The organism is Paraburkholderia sp. BL9I2N2, from assembly GCF_004339745.1.
Lineage (GTDB): Bacteria > Pseudomonadota > Gammaproteobacteria > Burkholderiales > Burkholderiaceae > Paraburkholderia.
Genome location: NZ_SMGP01000001.1, coordinates 4,700,592 through 4,714,005, shown reverse-complemented (window position 1 = coordinate 4,714,005; position 13,414 = coordinate 4,700,592). Strand labels below are relative to the sequence as shown.

Below are 13,414 nucleotides of genomic sequence, written 5' to 3'. Positions count from 1 at the left end.
AGGCGAATTATAGGGCCATCGTGCAAAAGTTGCCCTGAGGCTGCCCCGTCCCTTGACTAAACGTGACGATTATTGCGCAAACGCTTGTTGCAGTGCAGAAACGGCGGCGGCAGGATCCGCTGCTTCCGTTACTGCCCGCACCACGGCCGCGCAACCGACGCCCGTCGCCAGCACGTCGGGCAGCACCTGCATATCGATCCCGCCGATCGCCACCAGCGGCACCACGCCGTCGAGCAGCCGCACGTAGCGGGCTAGACGCTTCAGGCCCTGCGGCGCGGTCGGCATGACCTTGGTGGTGGTCGGAAACACCGCGCCCAGTGCAATGTAGCTCGGCCGAAAATGCAGCGCTTTCAGAATCTCGTAGAAACCGTGGGTCGACAGGCCCAGGCGGACGCCTCCCGCCGCGAGCGCGGCGAGGTCAGCCGTATGCACGTCTTCCTGACCGAGATGGACGCCGTATGCGCCGGCCTCGAGCGCGGCCTGCCAGTGGTCGTTGATGAACACCTGGGCGTCGTGCTCACGGCCGGCGGCCACGCAGCGGGCGATTTCGCGCTTCAGTTCATCGACGGGTTCGGCCGATTTGCGGCGCAACTGCACGGTCTTCACGCCGAAGCCCACCACGCGTTCAACCCATTCCGCCGTCGGCAGCACCGGATAGAGGCCGAGCCGGTCCGGGCAGCGCGCGAACGCCTGGGCCGGCGCGTCGGGCAAGCCGGCCAGACGCGGGAAATGGCTGAGATCGGCGGGAAAGGCGTCGTCGGTGCGGGTTTCATCGCCGTCGCGCCAAGCCAGCGCCAACACCAGCGCGTCATGCGGGTCGAAGCCGCAGTCGAGGAAAGCCGCCAGCGCGGCAATCCAGTCTTCCGCCAGATGACCTTCGAGGCGGTATTTTTCGCCGCCCAGATGCAGCGTGGCCTTGTCTTCAGCGGCTTCGATCACGCCGGCGCCCCGCACCAGCCAGCGCGCCACCTGCTCGCCATGCTGCTGCGCGTCGGCGATGACGATCAGATCGCCGCCGTTCGGTTCGTCCGGCGCGGTCAGGCAGATGCGCCACGGCGCATGCGTCGGCGGCCAGTCGCCCAGCCGGGCGCGGATGCGCTCGGTGGCTTCGGTGAGTTCGTCGGCGGGCGGCCAGAACAGGTCGCGGTCTTTCAATGTCAACGTCTGTGTCATGCGGCGCTCCCGTCTTGATGCCAGAACGGCATGCCGACCACCGGCGTGCTCGCGTGCGCGCTTTCGCGCTCGGCCATCGGCCCCGCCAGAAAAGCCTGGCGGCCCGCTTCGACGCCCAGCGCGAAGGCGCGCGCCATCGCGTCGGGGTGCGTCGCCTGCGAAACCGCCGTGTTCAGCAACACACCGTCGAAACCCCATTCCATGACCTGCGCAGCATGCGACGGTACGCCGAGGCCAGCGTCGACGATCAGCGGCACGTCCGGCAGCCGCTCACGCAAGACGCGCAAGCCATACGGATTGATCACGCCCTTGCCGGTACCGATCGGCGCGCCCCACGGCATCAGCGCCTCACAACCGGCGTCCAGCAGACGGCGACCGATCACCAGGTCTTCGGTGCAATACGGCAGCACCTTGAAGCCGTCCTTGACCAGTTGTGCGGCCGCTTCGATCAGGCCGACCGGGTCGGGCTGCAGCGTGTAGTCGTCGCCGATCAGTTCGAGCTTGATCCACTCGGTCTCGAAGATTTCGCGCGCCATGTGCGCGGTCGTCACCGCCTCGCCGACCGTCAGGCAGCCGGCCGTGTTCGGCAGGAGCGGCACGCCGTGGCGCTTGAGCAGGTCGAAGAAGCCGGCTTCGGCGCCGCCTTCGTTCATCTGCCGGCGCAACGCGACGGTCACCATGCCGGGCCGCGCCGCGTCGATCGAATCGGACAGCGATTGCAGCGACGGATAGCGCGAAGTACCGAGCAGCACGCGGCTCGCGAAGGTCTGGCCGTAGAGCGTGAGCGCGTCGGCGGTTTGGGGGGAAGTCATTTGCATCATCCTGTTTGTCTCCGGCAATCGGCGTTCCGGCAATGCGTGGCGGGCGCTCAGCCGCCGGCCACGGGTTGCACGACATCGAGCTTGTCGCCCGTGCGCAGCGCGCGCGCCGCATGCTGGGTGCGCGCCACGAAGTCGCCGTTCAGCGCGACCGCGAACGGCGGACGCGCGCCGAACGCGGTGAGCGCGTCGGCGACAGTCGCGCCTTCGGGCAGCGACAACGGCTTCTGATTGATATGAATGTCCATGGTGTTCGAATACGTTTCAGTCGATGGCGAAAGCGGCGTGGCGTATAGCGCTCGATTGGGTAAAGACCATTCGCGCAACGCTCATGCCGGCTCCCGCGCGGAGTCCAGTTGAAAGAGTTCGCTCCAGCGCGCATCGCGCTGCCAGTCGGCGAAGGCATCGGCGTCGCCGATGTGACCGTCGAGCAGCGCCGCGGCGAAGCGCACGGCTTCGTCGGCGACTTCGGGCACGATCATGTAGCCGTGCCGGTACAGGCCGTTCACGCGCAGTGTCTGCGCGCCGTCCCACAGCAAGGCCGGACGGTGGTCCGGCAAAGTTGGGCGGCACTGCGAATTCAATTCGAGAATGCGTGCCTCGCCGAAGCCGGGATGCACGGAAAACGCCGCGCTCAGCAGTTCGAGCGCGGAACGCACGCTGACCGGCGACATGTCCTCGCCTTCCACTTCGGTCGCGCCGATCACGTAGAGATCGTTCTGCTTCGGCGCGATGTAGAGCGGATAGCGTGGATGCAGCAGCCGCACCGGCCGCGTCAGTTTGATACCGGGCGCATGCACGCGCGCCACTTCGCCGCGAATGCCGCGCAACGTAGGCAGCACGGGCTTCGCGCCGAGGCCGCGGCAGTCGATCGTGATGCGTGCGGGCGGCAGCGCGCGATCGTCGACGGGCGTATTCCAGTGCGTGTCGACACCACGTTGCGCGAGGCCCGCGGCCAGTGCGGTCAGCACCTGACGGTTATCCAGTTGACCTTCACGCGGCAACAGCCAGCCCTGATTGAAGCGTCCCGCCAAAGCAGGCTCGGCGGCGCCGAGCTGCGCGCCCGCGAGCGTGACGAAGCCACCGTCCAGCAACTCAGCCGGGGCATTCGAGCGCACCCGGCGCTCGAACAGCGGTGCTTCGGTACGGTCGGCGTGATGCCAGACGACCAGCGTGCCATTGCGTTGAAAGAACACTGGCTCAGGAAGTTCGGCCAGCACTTGCGGCCAGGTTTCGAGCGAACTCGCGCCTAAGCGCGTGATCAGCAACTCGGCGCTGGCGGCTTCCGCGAGCGGCGCCAGCATGGCCGCGGCGACCCACGCGGCCGATTGCGTACCAGCGGCGTCGCCACGCTCATAGAGCGCCACGCCATGCCCCTGCCCGGCGAGACGCCACGCCACCAGCCGCCCGCACAGGCCGCCGCCGAGCACCGCGAAATCGGGTTGTGCAGGACGCGTCATCGCGCACACTCCGTTTCAGGACGGCAAGCAAAGCTGAAGCACGGCGCGCCGACGGCGGCGTGACGAAGAGCAAAACACATATCTGAAGAATAGGCGGTCATCGAGTCCTTTCCGTACGGCAAAAAAACGCACGTACCCAGGACGAAACCGGCGGGTGAGGCCGGCCGGGCAATGCGCGTTCCAATGACGGACGCTGCCCGGCGGGGAATGGAAGACTGGCTGCTTCCGGAAACTTCCCGCGCCGGTATTACCCGGATCGGGTGCAAAGGGTGTCTCTCAGCCTCGCCGCTGCGCCATGAAAACCATGCCGCCTGTGCGCGAAGCACCCCTGTTTTCGTCGAAGGTCATTAGACCATAAAAGGCGCGGCGCCCGCAAACCAGCGGCTGGCCGCGTCGCGCGCGATTTGATCCGGCACCATCTTTCACGTTATCAATACGGCCGAAGGCGGCGCTCTGGCACAATGCCAGCACAGGATGCCGCACGAACGCGGCGCGGGCGGCACGCCGTCCCGCCATGTTCGCAGCGGCACCGGGCGCGGGGCCTCGCGGCGCAAATTAATTTTCGCTTAAGGGCTTCACGCCAGAATCTGACGCTCACCCAGGCGTGCGTTCGTCGAGCACGACGCCCGGGCATGTACCGCAAACCCGCCGCAGGGCAGCCCGCAGACGGGCCTGCCCCGATGGGTCAGCCCGAATGGGCCAGCACTACTTCAGGATGCTCATGACACCGAATACCTCTGCCACCCCCGTGCTGCCGCCGGACGAAAAAGTCTCCGCCTGGAGCCTGATCAAACCCTACTGGGTTTCCGAAGAACGAAAAACGGCATGGGGCCTGCTCATCGCGATCATCGTGATGAATCTGCTCGTGGTGTGGATCAACGTGCGCCTGAACCGCTGGAGCGCCGACTTCTACAACGCGCTGCAAACCAAGAACGTGCACGACTTCCCGCATCTGCTGATGGTGTTCTCGGCGCTCGCGTTCGGCTTCATCATCCTAGCGGTGTACGGCCGCTACCTGCGCCAGATGCTCGGCTTCCGCTGGCGCCAGTGGCTGACCACGCGCTATCTGAACGAGTGGCTGAAGGACAGCGCGTTCTACCGGATCGAACGCGATCGCCTCGCCGACAACCCCGACCAGCGGATCAGCGACGACCTGCAGTCATTCGCCACCAGCACCCTTTCGCTGACGCTCGACCTGCTGTCCACCGTCGTCACGCTGGTATCGTTCATCACGATCCTGTGGTCGCTCGCCGGCGCGCTGACCATTTCGCTCGGCGGCATGCCGATCGAGATTCCCGGCTACATGGTGTGGGCCGCGGCGCTTTACGCCGTGGTCGGTTCGCTGATCATCCAGAAGGTCGGCCATCCGCTCGTGCCGATCAACTACCAGGCGCAGAAAGTCGAGGCCGATTTCCGTTTCGGCCTGATCCGTCTGCGTGAAAACGCCGAACAGATCGCCTTCTACAACGGCATGGACACCGAGAAGACGAACGCGCACTCGCTGTTCGGCCGCATCCGCGACAACTGGTGGCAGGTGATGAAGTACACCAAGCGGCTCACGTTCGTGCTGAGCTTCTATGGTCAGATCGCGATCATCTTCCCGCTGGTGGTCGCCGCGCCGCGCTACTTCGCCGGCGCCTTCACGTTCGGCGTGCTGATGCAGATCTCCAGCGCATTCGGCACCGTCAGCGATTCGTTCTCGTGGTTCATCAACAGTTACGGCACGTTGGTCGAATGGCGCGCCACGGTGAACCGGCTGCGTGAATTCAAGCGGGTCGTGCACGCGCCGCGTCTGAAGGAATCGGTCTCGCCGGCTACCGCGCATGGCGGCATCAATCTGCATTTCGTCGACGAAGACAAGCTCTCCACCGACGGCCTCAAGCTCGCCCTGCCCAACGGCAACCCGTTGTCGCGCATTCGCGATGTCGCGATTCAGCCGGGCTCGCGCTGGCTGGTGCGCGGCCCGTCGGGCTCGGGCAAGAGCACGCTGATGCGCGCCCTCGCCGGCTTGTGGCCGTTCGGCGACGGCTCGATCGACGCCCCGGTCAACGCGCGCATGATGTTCATCCCGCAGGTGAGCTACATGCCGATCGGCACGCTCAAAGCCGCGCTCGCCTATCCGTCCGCCGTCGACACCTACACGGACGACGAATGCCGCGAAGCGCTCATCGTGTGCCATCTGTCGGAATACGCGGACCGTCTGCAGGAATCGGGACACTGGACCCGCATTCTCTCGCCGGGCGAGCAACAGCGCCTCGCCGCCGCGCGCGTGCTGCTGCACAAGCCGGACTATCTGTTCCTCGACGAAGCGACCAGCGCGCTCGACGCGGAAAACGAAGCGCGTCTGTATCGCCTGTTCACGGAGCGGCTGCCGAAGGCGGCGATTGTCAGCGTTGCGCATCGCGAGTCGCTGGCTGCATTCCATGACGAGACGCTCGAAGTCGAGCGCTCGGGTGAAGCGGTCGCGGCATGACCACCATGAGCCGCGTGAGTGACCTGAACGACGCCGGCAGCGCCGGTTTCGAACGCGTCGTGCTGATCACCGGTGCGGGTTCCGGCATCGGCGCGGCGTTGGCCCGGCGCATCGCCGCGCCACGCTCGGCCTTGATGTTGCACGCACGCGGCGCCGATCACGACGCGCGTGAACGGCTTGCGCAAGTCGCCGTCGATTGCAGCGCGAACGGCGCGCGCTGCGCGACGGTGTTTGGCGACCTCGCCGAACGCGGGGCCGCGGAACATGTGGTCCATCAAACGCTGGCGAGCTTCGGCGCACTCGATCAAGTCGTCGCCAACGCGGGACACGCCCAGCGCCAAACGCTGAATGCGCTCGATCCCGACGCGCTCGGCGCAGCCTTTGCGGCGATGCCCGCCGCCTTCGCGGCGCTCGTCAAACGCGCGACACCCGCACTTGAACCTCGAAGCGCGGCCGCGTGATCGCGCTCAGTTCGTTCGTTGCGCACCGCTATCGCGCGGACGCGCCGTTTGCCGCGACGGCCGCCGCCAAAGCAGCGCTCGAGTCGCTGGCGAAAACCGCAGCCGCCGAACTGGCACCGCACGGCGTGACGGTCAATTGCGTGGCGCCCGGCTATACCCGTAAAGATCGCGGGCCGAGTGCCGATAATGCATCGGTGTGGACTCGGGCTGCTGAAGCGACGCCGCTCGGGCATGTCGCCGAACCGGCGGATGTCGCCGCGTTGATCGCGTTCCTGCTCTCTGACGAAGCGCGTCATATCACCGGCCAGGTGATTCATGTAGACGGTGGTCTCACGCTTGGTTGAGTGACTGGCGAGTCAGGCTACGCCAACCACAAGTCCTCCGCCGCATCCCTTCGCGATCCCAGGCAATACCCGCAACATCCCGAAACACGCGAGAAGAGTTCGAAAGCATTTGCGAAGCGGGCAAGCTGTTCCGCGCTTTGGAAATGCCCCCCAGCGGCGACGATAGTCGTGCGGGCCGTACCACGTCCTGCCCCACGTCATTCATCGCTACTGGATTCTCCGCCCATGTCATTCGATCGCCGCTCCCATCCTTTGGCCCAGCGTCTCGCGCTGGCTCTCGGCGCCGCGCTGCTCGTCACGAGCGCCGCGCACGCAGCCCAGGCGACTCAGGCAAATCCGGCCAACAAGCCGGCCGACGTTTGCCCCGCGCTCAAGCACATCGTCGACGCCGCCGATTTCCGGCAGTTGCAAACCCAAGCCGCCGCGCAACTGCCGGGCACGTCGAGCGCCGACGACTGCCGCGCCAACACGCACGCCTACGATTGCCACTGGCGCGCGCACTGGCAAGCCGACGGCGTCGTCACCGATCCGCTTGAAGAGTTCGGCGCTGATATCGCCGCCTGCTTCCCGAACGTCGTGCACGACGTCAACACACCGACGCGCCAGCATTTCATCGTCACCACCGCCGAGCGGCGCATCAGCGTCACGGCAAGCGTGCAAGGTCAAAACGAACTGCGCCTGCGCGTCACGCGCTGACGCTCGATCCAGCGCGCAGCTATCCGCGGTGATTCGCCGCGATTCACCGCATCCACTGACCGCCACCAGGCACCGCCTCATGACCTTCATGCCGAGCATGCACGCTTATGCTTTCACGCGAGCCTCGCGCGCCGCGTGGGTCACGTTGCGGCGTCCCTGCGCGTGGCTCGCCGTTTCCGCCACACTGGCGGTCGGTCTGAACGGCTGCGCCTGGACGCTGATCCAGGCCGCCGATGCCACCGGCTCCGTGATTCAGGCGGGCTACGCGATCGCCGCGAACTATTCGTCGCCGACCTTCGTCAACGGCCGGCCGGCCGAGGTGAGTAACGTCTGCATCGAAGTGAATCAGAACGTGTCGGTCGGCGATTTCGTGCCGGCGCTGCAACTCGCGCTTGACCGGCGCGGGATTCGTTCGGACGTCTACAATCCGGGCACCTCGCCCGCCGGCTGCGAAGCGCGCCTCGTTTACAACGCCGCGATCGATTATGGCCGCCGCTCGTTCAGCGACGAAACGATCCAGTATCTGTCGATCATCGACCTGACGCTGATTCAGAACGGCCGCATTCTCGTCACGGCCCGTTATCAGACCGGCGGCCTGAACACCGATCGCTTCTCTTCGGCGTCAACCAAGCTCAACGGCCTGATCGAGCGAATGGTGGTCGATCGAACCGACTTCGCGCGGCAGCCGCTGCAGACCATTCAGACCTCCCAGGCGAACTAGGCACGCGGGCTCTTGCTTTCTCTTACACGGGAAAGGATTCGAAAGCGTTACGCGCTTTGCTCCGCCCGCGCCGTTCTCTAAGATGACCTGAATGAACCAATCCATTCTGGTCGTCGACGACGACCCCGTCGTACGTGAGCTCGTCAGCGGCTATCTGCAAGGGCGCGGCTTCAAAGTTGACACGCTCGAGCACGGCATGGCGCTGCAGCGTCGCTTGCAGGACGAGCGTCCCGCCTTGATCGTGCTCGACATCATGATGCCGGAGCTCGACGGCATCAGCGCGCTGCGCGCCTTGCGGGTGGCCGGCGACGACATTCCCGTGATTCTGCTGACCGCGCGCTCCGATCCGATCGATCGCGTGATCGGCCTCGAACTCGGCGCGGACGACTATCTCGGCAAGCCCTTCGAACCGAGCGAACTGGTCGCGCGGATTCGCACCGTGCTGCGCCGTCGCGGCGGTATTGCGCCGAGCGCGCCGGAGCAGCGCGCGCCGTACCGCTTCGGCCGTTTTGAAGTGAATTTCCCAGCGCGCGAATTACGCCGCGATGGCGAGCGCATCACGCTGCGCTCGAGCGAATTCGCCATGCTGAAGGTATTCGTCAGCCACGCGATGACCGTGCTCACGCGCGCGCAGTTGCTGGAGAAACTGCACGGCAATAGCGAGCTGCATCGCAACCGCAGCCTGGACGTCTCGATCTGGCGTTTGCGCCGGCTAATCGAAGTGGATCCGTCCGAGCCGCGCTATGTGCAAACCGTGTGGGGACGCGGCTACGTATTCGTGCCGGACGGTGAAATCGGCGCGGCCGAACGCAGCGCCTGACGCGTGCATGAAGTGCGACGAACATCCCACTTCATGCATCTCTTGCGTTTCAGGTATCCAACGCGTCGTCGCCGGCTCAGAACGTCAGCACGCTCATGAACATTCGCTGCAGCCACCCCATCGTCGTGGAGTCGGACACCATCCCCACGCCCGCCTGTTCGATGCGCGCGTTCGCAACCTTGCTCGACGCCACGTAGTTGCCCGCTTCGATATCCTTAGGATTGACGATGCCCGACAGGCGCAGCCGGTCGCGGTTGCCGCTCATCGCAATCACCTTCTCGCCCGACACCACGAGATTACCGGTCGACATCGTGCCGATCACAGTGACGGCGAGCGTGCCGCTCATGCCGCTGATGTCGGTGATATTGCCCTGCCCTTTGTATTCAGTGCTCGCCGAGCCGATGTTGAACAGGCGCGCGAGCCGCGCGGCGGCATTGGTGGACTGGTCGGCGGCGTCGGCGGTAATGCTGCTCGAACGGCTCGCCGCCGCGGTCGCGCTGTTGTTGCCGCTATACGATTCCGCGAGACGGATCGTCAGCACGTCGCCGATATGCTGGGCGCGCGGCGTTTCGTACAGCAGCAACGGCGTGCCCGCCTGATAGATCGCGCCTTGCGTGTTGACGTTCAGCGGCGCCGAGGCGAGCGGCGGCGCCATCGGCGTATCGACGATCGAGTTTTGCTGGTGGCTCGCGCAAGCCGCAAGGCAAGCCGCCGCGCCCAGCGCGACAGTCAGACGTAGCGCAGTCATGCATGCTCCTTGTTCGAAACGGGCCTGGTGGCCATACTCATTGGCCCACTCATTGGCCCACTCATTGGCCACACTCGTGCCGCGCATCAACCCGCCTCCGCGCCGCTCGCCTGCCATTGCCGCACGACCGACTTCACCCACGCGTCCGAGCCCTTCAGCAGATAAGTGAGCGTGCCGTTGCGCGTGCCCGGCAGAAAGCACAACGTGATCGAACTCACGGCGTTTTCCCAGACATAGGTGGGCATCGCGCCGGACGCCGACACGTTCTGCGTCGCGAGACGCGGCGGCCCGTAGTGGTCCGCGAGCGCGTCGCGCAAGTCCTCGGCGGTGATCTCGTCGATCACGAAAGAAATCTCGTACAGATGCAGCGCGCTTTGCCCGTCCACGCGCGCGAAGCGCAGCACGTGCTCTAACGCAGGTGCGCCATCGACCACCGCCTGCGACACCGCCCAGCCGTTGTCCGCGCGATGCGCCCAGCGGCATGCCACCGTGAGACTGTCGTGCGACTTGAGCCGCATGCCGAGCGCGCCCGCCTGCACGTCCGTCTCGCAGACCGGCACGCTGCCGAGCGGCGTCGCCCGCACGCTCGAGCCCGCGCGGAATTCGTCGAGCGTGATGCCGAGCGCGATGCCACGAAACGCGAACGGCGCGTCTTGCGGGCGCCGCCGTGCATCGACGGAAGGCTCTTTCGACGCGGTGCTCGCCGCACTCGCGTCGCGCGCGGGCGGTTGCGCTTCGGCGCTCGACGACAGCACGCCGCCCAGCAACGCCAGCGCGCAGACAATCCGTTTGAGTGTCATGATTCAGTCGATGGCGGATGAGCACATGTCGAACGGCGAGGCCGCGGCATGGCCGACGACCGGGATGATTTTCAGCGTGGCCGAAGTCAGCCGGCACGGCAGCGCGGCAACGGCGCAGCCACCCAGGGGCAGCAGCGCCGCGCCGAGCGTCAACCACGCAACGACACGCATGAAGCGGTGAAGAATTCTCGGGGTCGACACATGGGCCTCGGTACGTCAGGCTGTCGTATTGACGTGGTGCCCGACGAGCCCGGCGGGCAGCGACGGCTGCGGCTGGGTGGCGGACTCCTTGGCTTGCCCGGCGGCGCCCGAGTTGTTGGCGGCTGCGGGCCTTTCGGCCGGCGGCATCGGCGCCAAGGAAGAAAAGCGGGTTGAAGTGAGATTGCTTGGAACGGTCATGGTGAGCCTCGCGTGGCGCTAGGTTTCGATTTCACGCCGCTTGCCGTGGGCCCAAGGCGTTAGGCTGTTTTCAGCATGCGGCGCAACGTACTGCACGACGAATCATCTCGCCGACCACGCAGTGCCGATGCACGAAGGAAAGCGCGCTTTCCACCGGTTCTTACGACCTGTTCCTACCCGTTGCGACCTGTTTCGACCGGTTGCAGATACGCGCAAATTCTTTCTTCGGAGGGATGTTGGCGATGCGAAACGACTTCAGCACCACTGCGCGTATCGCCAGATATGGCGCCGCTGAAATATGCCGCGAGCCTTGCGTGGCGGGCCTGACAAGCGAGCCCCCCGAAGCGGCGCGGCATGCCGTAAGCATTGGTAAGAAAACAGTCGGCCGCGCGTCACGCGCGCCAGTCTAAAATTTCGCCATGAATCCACAGGTCCTCATCGTCGACGACGATCCGGTCGTACGCGATCTACTTTGCAAGTTTCTGCAATCGAACGGCTTCGACGCGTCCGTGCTCCACGACGGCACGCATCTCCAACGCCGGCTCGAACGCGAACGGCCGTCCGTCGTCGTGCTCGACATCATGATGCCGAACACCGACGGCTTGCGCGCGCTCACCGCGCTGCGCGCCGCCGGCGACGACATTCCGGTGATCTTCGTGACGGCGCGCGGCACCGTGGCCGACCGCATCGTCGGGCTTTCGCTGGGCGCGGACGACTACCTGACCAAGCCGTTCGATCCGCGCGAATTGCTGGCCCGCATCCACACGGTGCTGCGCCGGCGCGGGCCGTCCACCACGAGCGCGCCGGAAGCCCGCAAGCCGTACCGATTCGGCCCGTTCGAACTCGACTTCGCCACGCGTTCGCTGTGCCGCGACAACTCGAAGCTGGCGCTGCGCGACAGTGAGTTCGCGCTCCTGAAGATCTTCGTCAACAATCCGTACAAGGTGCTGTCGCGCGTGCTGATTCACGATCTCGTGCATCGCGACAATCTCGCCTTCCGCGACCGCAGCCTCGACGTGCCGATCTGGCGCCTGCGCCGCGTGATCGAAGACGACCCGTCGAATCCCTGCTACGTGCAGACGGTGCGCGGCAAAGGCTACGTCTTCGTGCCCGACGCCGACGGCACGCCCTTCGCCGACGAGGCCGCCGCAAGCGCATGAAAAACCCGCTGAACACGCTGTTCGGCAGAATGGCGTTACTCTCGGCGGCGGTGTTGTTCGCAATTCAGGCCGGCTGGTTCGTGCTGGTGGTGATGCAGCCGCCGCGCCATGAAATCGACGGCTTCGCGCGCGGCATCCTGTTGGTGCTGCAAGCCATCAACGGCGAGCCGATGAAAGGCGCCGCGCTCGCGCCCGCCATGCGCGTGCATCTCGTGCCCACCTGGAACATGCCGGCGAGCGTGCATCTGCACCAGCCGACCCAGCGTCCGCTGGAAGAACTGAGCCGGCATCTGCGCGAGAACCTGCCGCCCGGCACGCAGATCGCCGTCGACGACCTGCGCCCGCCGCAGTTATGGGTGCTGTTTCCCGGCAAGTCGAACTGGGTCGTGGTGCCGGTCGACGTGCCGCCGCGCCCGCGCTTCCTGATCGAGGCGATCTCGATGCTGCTCGCCGCGCTGATCCTCTCGCTGTTCGCGGTCTGGCAGATGCAGCGGCCGCTCTCGCGCGTCGCCGACGCCGCGCGCGCATTCGGCTCGGGCGGCCGTCCGGAACCCGTGACGGTGCAGGGCCCACGCGAATTGCGCGATCTGATCGGTTCGTTCAACGACATGATGCGGCGCCTGAACGAGGCGGGCGACGACCAGGCCGTGATGCTGGCCGGCGTCGCGCACGACCTTAAGGCGCCGCTCACCCGCCTGAAGTTGCGCGCGAGCGTGCTGGTCGCCGAAAGTGAACGCGCCGGTCTGATTCGCGATGTCGACTCGCTCACCAATATCGTCCAGCAGTTTCTCGAATTCGCGGGCCAGTCCGCCGACACCGGGCCGCCGGTCGAAGTCGACGACTTTTTGCAGGAACAGTTCTCCGCCAGCGACAGCACCGAAACGCCGCTCTTCACGCTCGATCTGCGCGCCGGTTCAGCTTTCACGCTGCCGCGCACGTTGCTGGACCGGCTGGTCACGAACCTCGTCGATAACGCGCTCGAACACGGTGCGCCGCCGGTGGATATCGTCACCGCCCGCACTGACGGCCATTGGGTGATCAGCGTGCGCGACCACGGTCCCGGCATCCCCGACGACCGCATCGCCGCCGCGATGAAGCCGTTCGTCCGGCTCGACGCCGCGCGTGGCGGCGAAGGCCATTGCGGCCTCGGCCTCGCGATCGTCGCGCGGCTCGCGCACGATCGCGGCGGACGGTGTCACGTGCGCAATCACGCGCAGGGCGGCCTGGAAGTGCGGATCGAATTGCCGGTGGTGCCGGCGTTGACGTGAGAGAGAGTTGGGCGGGCGCTTACGCGCCCTTACTGCATGAACCATCACAGGCGCGGCGGCTTTATAGTCGCCC

At 65.9% G+C, this 13,414-nt stretch carries 14 protein-coding genes, 1 pseudogene and 1 riboswitch; of the genes and pseudogenes, 7 read left to right on the top strand and 8 right to left on the bottom strand.

The window, feature by feature from the left end; all coding sequences use genetic code 11:
* Positions 1–69: 69 nt before the first annotated feature.
* The 4 genes from thiE to B0G74_RS21550 form a co-directional block, all read right to left on the bottom strand.
* Complete coding sequence (gene thiE, locus B0G74_RS21565; RefSeq protein WP_132376736.1) at positions 70–1,173, bottom strand: thiamine phosphate synthase; 1,104 nt, start codon at positions 1,171–1,173, stop codon at positions 70–72.
* Positions 1,170–1,985: a thiazole synthase gene (locus tag B0G74_RS21560; protein ID WP_012434521.1), complete on the bottom strand. Its 816-nt coding sequence runs from the start codon at positions 1,983–1,985 to the stop codon at positions 1,170–1,172. The genes thiE and B0G74_RS21560 overlap by 4 nt, the downstream gene beginning before the upstream one ends.
* Before the next feature lie 56 nt (positions 1,986–2,041).
* A complete protein-coding gene (gene thiS, locus B0G74_RS21555; RefSeq protein ID WP_132376735.1) occupies positions 2,042–2,239 on the bottom strand; it encodes a sulfur carrier protein ThiS in 198 nt (65 codons plus the stop codon).
* A gap of 81 nt (positions 2,240–2,320) precedes the next feature.
* Positions 2,321–3,451 carry an FAD-dependent oxidoreductase gene (locus B0G74_RS21550; RefSeq protein WP_132376734.1) on the bottom strand — a complete coding sequence of 377 codons (1,131 nt, stop codon included), beginning with the start codon at positions 3,449–3,451 and terminating at the stop codon, positions 2,321–2,323.
* 216 nt (positions 3,452–3,667) lie between these two features.
* Positions 3,668–3,791, bottom strand: a riboswitch (TPP riboswitch).
* A gap of 381 nt (positions 3,792–4,172) precedes the next feature.
* Here B0G74_RS21550 and B0G74_RS21545 point away from each other — a divergent pair.
* The 5 genes and pseudogenes from B0G74_RS21545 (at position 4,173) to B0G74_RS21525 (ending at position 8,966) form a co-directional block, all read left to right on the top strand.
* Positions 4,173–5,924, top strand: a complete 1,752-nt coding sequence (locus B0G74_RS21545; protein ID WP_132376733.1) for an ABC transporter ATP-binding protein/permease — start codon at positions 4,173–4,175, stop codon at positions 5,922–5,924.
* Positions 5,921–6,729, top strand: a pseudogene (locus B0G74_RS21540) (SDR family oxidoreductase). The gene B0G74_RS21545 and the pseudogene B0G74_RS21540 overlap by 4 nt, the downstream one beginning before the upstream one ends.
* A 225-nt stretch (positions 6,730–6,954) precedes the next feature.
* A complete protein-coding gene (locus B0G74_RS21535) occupies positions 6,955–7,425 on the top strand; it encodes a hypothetical protein (protein WP_132376732.1) in 471 nt (156 codons plus the stop codon).
* A gap of 79 nt (positions 7,426–7,504) precedes the next feature.
* Positions 7,505–8,146, top strand: coding sequence for a hypothetical protein (locus B0G74_RS21530; protein WP_132376731.1), 642 nt, complete (start codon positions 7,505–7,507; stop codon positions 8,144–8,146).
* Positions 8,147–8,237: 91 nt separating this feature from the next.
* Entirely contained in the window at positions 8,238–8,966 is a 729-nt protein-coding gene (locus B0G74_RS21525) for a response regulator (RefSeq protein ID WP_132376730.1), read from the top strand.
* A gap of 76 nt (positions 8,967–9,042) precedes the next feature.
* Here B0G74_RS21525 and B0G74_RS21520 read toward each other — a convergent pair whose 3' ends face one another.
* From B0G74_RS21520 to B0G74_RS21505, 4 genes are all read right to left on the bottom strand, one after another.
* Positions 9,043–9,714 (bottom strand): flagellar basal body L-ring protein FlgH, encoded by a 672-nt coding sequence (locus B0G74_RS21520; protein ID WP_132376729.1) that lies wholly within the window; start codon positions 9,712–9,714, stop codon positions 9,043–9,045.
* Between the two features lie 86 nt (positions 9,715–9,800).
* The gene (locus B0G74_RS21515) at positions 9,801–10,514 is read right to left on the bottom strand and encodes a hypothetical protein (RefSeq protein WP_132376728.1); all 714 of its coding nucleotides are present in this window, start codon (positions 10,512–10,514) and stop codon (positions 9,801–9,803) included.
* 3 nt (positions 10,515–10,517) lie between these two features.
* The gene (locus B0G74_RS21510) at positions 10,518–10,685 is read right to left on the bottom strand and encodes a DUF6726 family protein (RefSeq protein ID WP_308706150.1); all 168 of its coding nucleotides are present in this window, start codon (positions 10,683–10,685) and stop codon (positions 10,518–10,520) included.
* 45 nt (positions 10,686–10,730) lie between these two features.
* Positions 10,731–10,913: a hypothetical protein gene (locus tag B0G74_RS21505; RefSeq protein ID WP_132376726.1), complete on the bottom strand. Its 183-nt coding sequence runs from the start codon at positions 10,911–10,913 to the stop codon at positions 10,731–10,733.
* A 419-nt stretch (positions 10,914–11,332) separates the two neighbouring features.
* Here B0G74_RS21505 and B0G74_RS21500 point away from each other — a divergent pair, with 419 nt between their 5' ends.
* Together B0G74_RS21500 and B0G74_RS21495 are read left to right on the top strand one after the other, a co-directional pair.
* Positions 11,333–12,073, top strand: coding sequence for a response regulator (locus tag B0G74_RS21500; protein ID WP_132376725.1), 741 nt, complete (start codon positions 11,333–11,335; stop codon positions 12,071–12,073).
* Positions 12,070–13,341, top strand: a complete 1,272-nt coding sequence (locus tag B0G74_RS21495; protein ID WP_132376724.1) for an ATP-binding protein — start codon at positions 12,070–12,072, stop codon at positions 13,339–13,341. The genes B0G74_RS21500 and B0G74_RS21495 overlap by 4 nt, the downstream gene beginning before the upstream one ends.
* Positions 13,342–13,414 lie beyond the last annotated feature (73 nt).

What these genes read in the sequence shown, in the direction of transcription:
- thiE (WP_132376736.1), bottom strand. Translation starts at nt 1,173, where the DNA reads ATGACACAGACGTTGACATTGAAAGACCGCGACCTGTTCTGGCCGCCC.
- B0G74_RS21560 (WP_012434521.1), bottom strand. Translation starts at nt 1,985, where the DNA reads ATGACTTCCCCCCAAACCGCCGACGCGCTCACGCTCTACGGCCAGACC.
- thiS (WP_132376735.1), bottom strand. Translation starts at nt 2,239, where the DNA reads ATGGACATTCATATCAATCAGAAGCCGTTGTCGCTGCCCGAAGGCGCG.
- B0G74_RS21550 (WP_132376734.1), bottom strand. Translation starts at nt 3,451, where the DNA reads ATGACGCGTCCTGCACAACCCGATTTCGCGGTGCTCGGCGGCGGCCTG.
- B0G74_RS21545 (WP_132376733.1), top strand. Translation starts at nt 4,173, where the DNA reads ATGACACCGAATACCTCTGCCACCCCCGTGCTGCCGCCGGACGAAAAA.
- B0G74_RS21535 (WP_132376732.1), top strand. Translation starts at nt 6,955, where the DNA reads ATGTCATTCGATCGCCGCTCCCATCCTTTGGCCCAGCGTCTCGCGCTG.
- B0G74_RS21530 (WP_132376731.1), top strand. Translation starts at nt 7,505, where the DNA reads ATGACCTTCATGCCGAGCATGCACGCTTATGCTTTCACGCGAGCCTCG.
- B0G74_RS21525 (WP_132376730.1), top strand. Translation starts at nt 8,238, where the DNA reads ATGAACCAATCCATTCTGGTCGTCGACGACGACCCCGTCGTACGTGAG.
- B0G74_RS21520 (WP_132376729.1), bottom strand. Translation starts at nt 9,714, where the DNA reads ATGACTGCGCTACGTCTGACTGTCGCGCTGGGCGCGGCGGCTTGCCTT.
- B0G74_RS21515 (WP_132376728.1), bottom strand. Translation starts at nt 10,514, where the DNA reads ATGACACTCAAACGGATTGTCTGCGCGCTGGCGTTGCTGGGCGGCGTG.
- B0G74_RS21510 (WP_308706150.1), bottom strand. Translation starts at nt 10,685, where the DNA reads ATGCGTGTCGTTGCGTGGTTGACGCTCGGCGCGGCGCTGCTGCCCCTG.
- B0G74_RS21505 (WP_132376726.1), bottom strand. Translation starts at nt 10,913, where the DNA reads ATGACCGTTCCAAGCAATCTCACTTCAACCCGCTTTTCTTCCTTGGCG.
- B0G74_RS21500 (WP_132376725.1), top strand. Translation starts at nt 11,333, where the DNA reads ATGAATCCACAGGTCCTCATCGTCGACGACGATCCGGTCGTACGCGAT.
- B0G74_RS21495 (WP_132376724.1), top strand. Translation starts at nt 12,070, where the DNA reads ATGAAAAACCCGCTGAACACGCTGTTCGGCAGAATGGCGTTACTCTCG.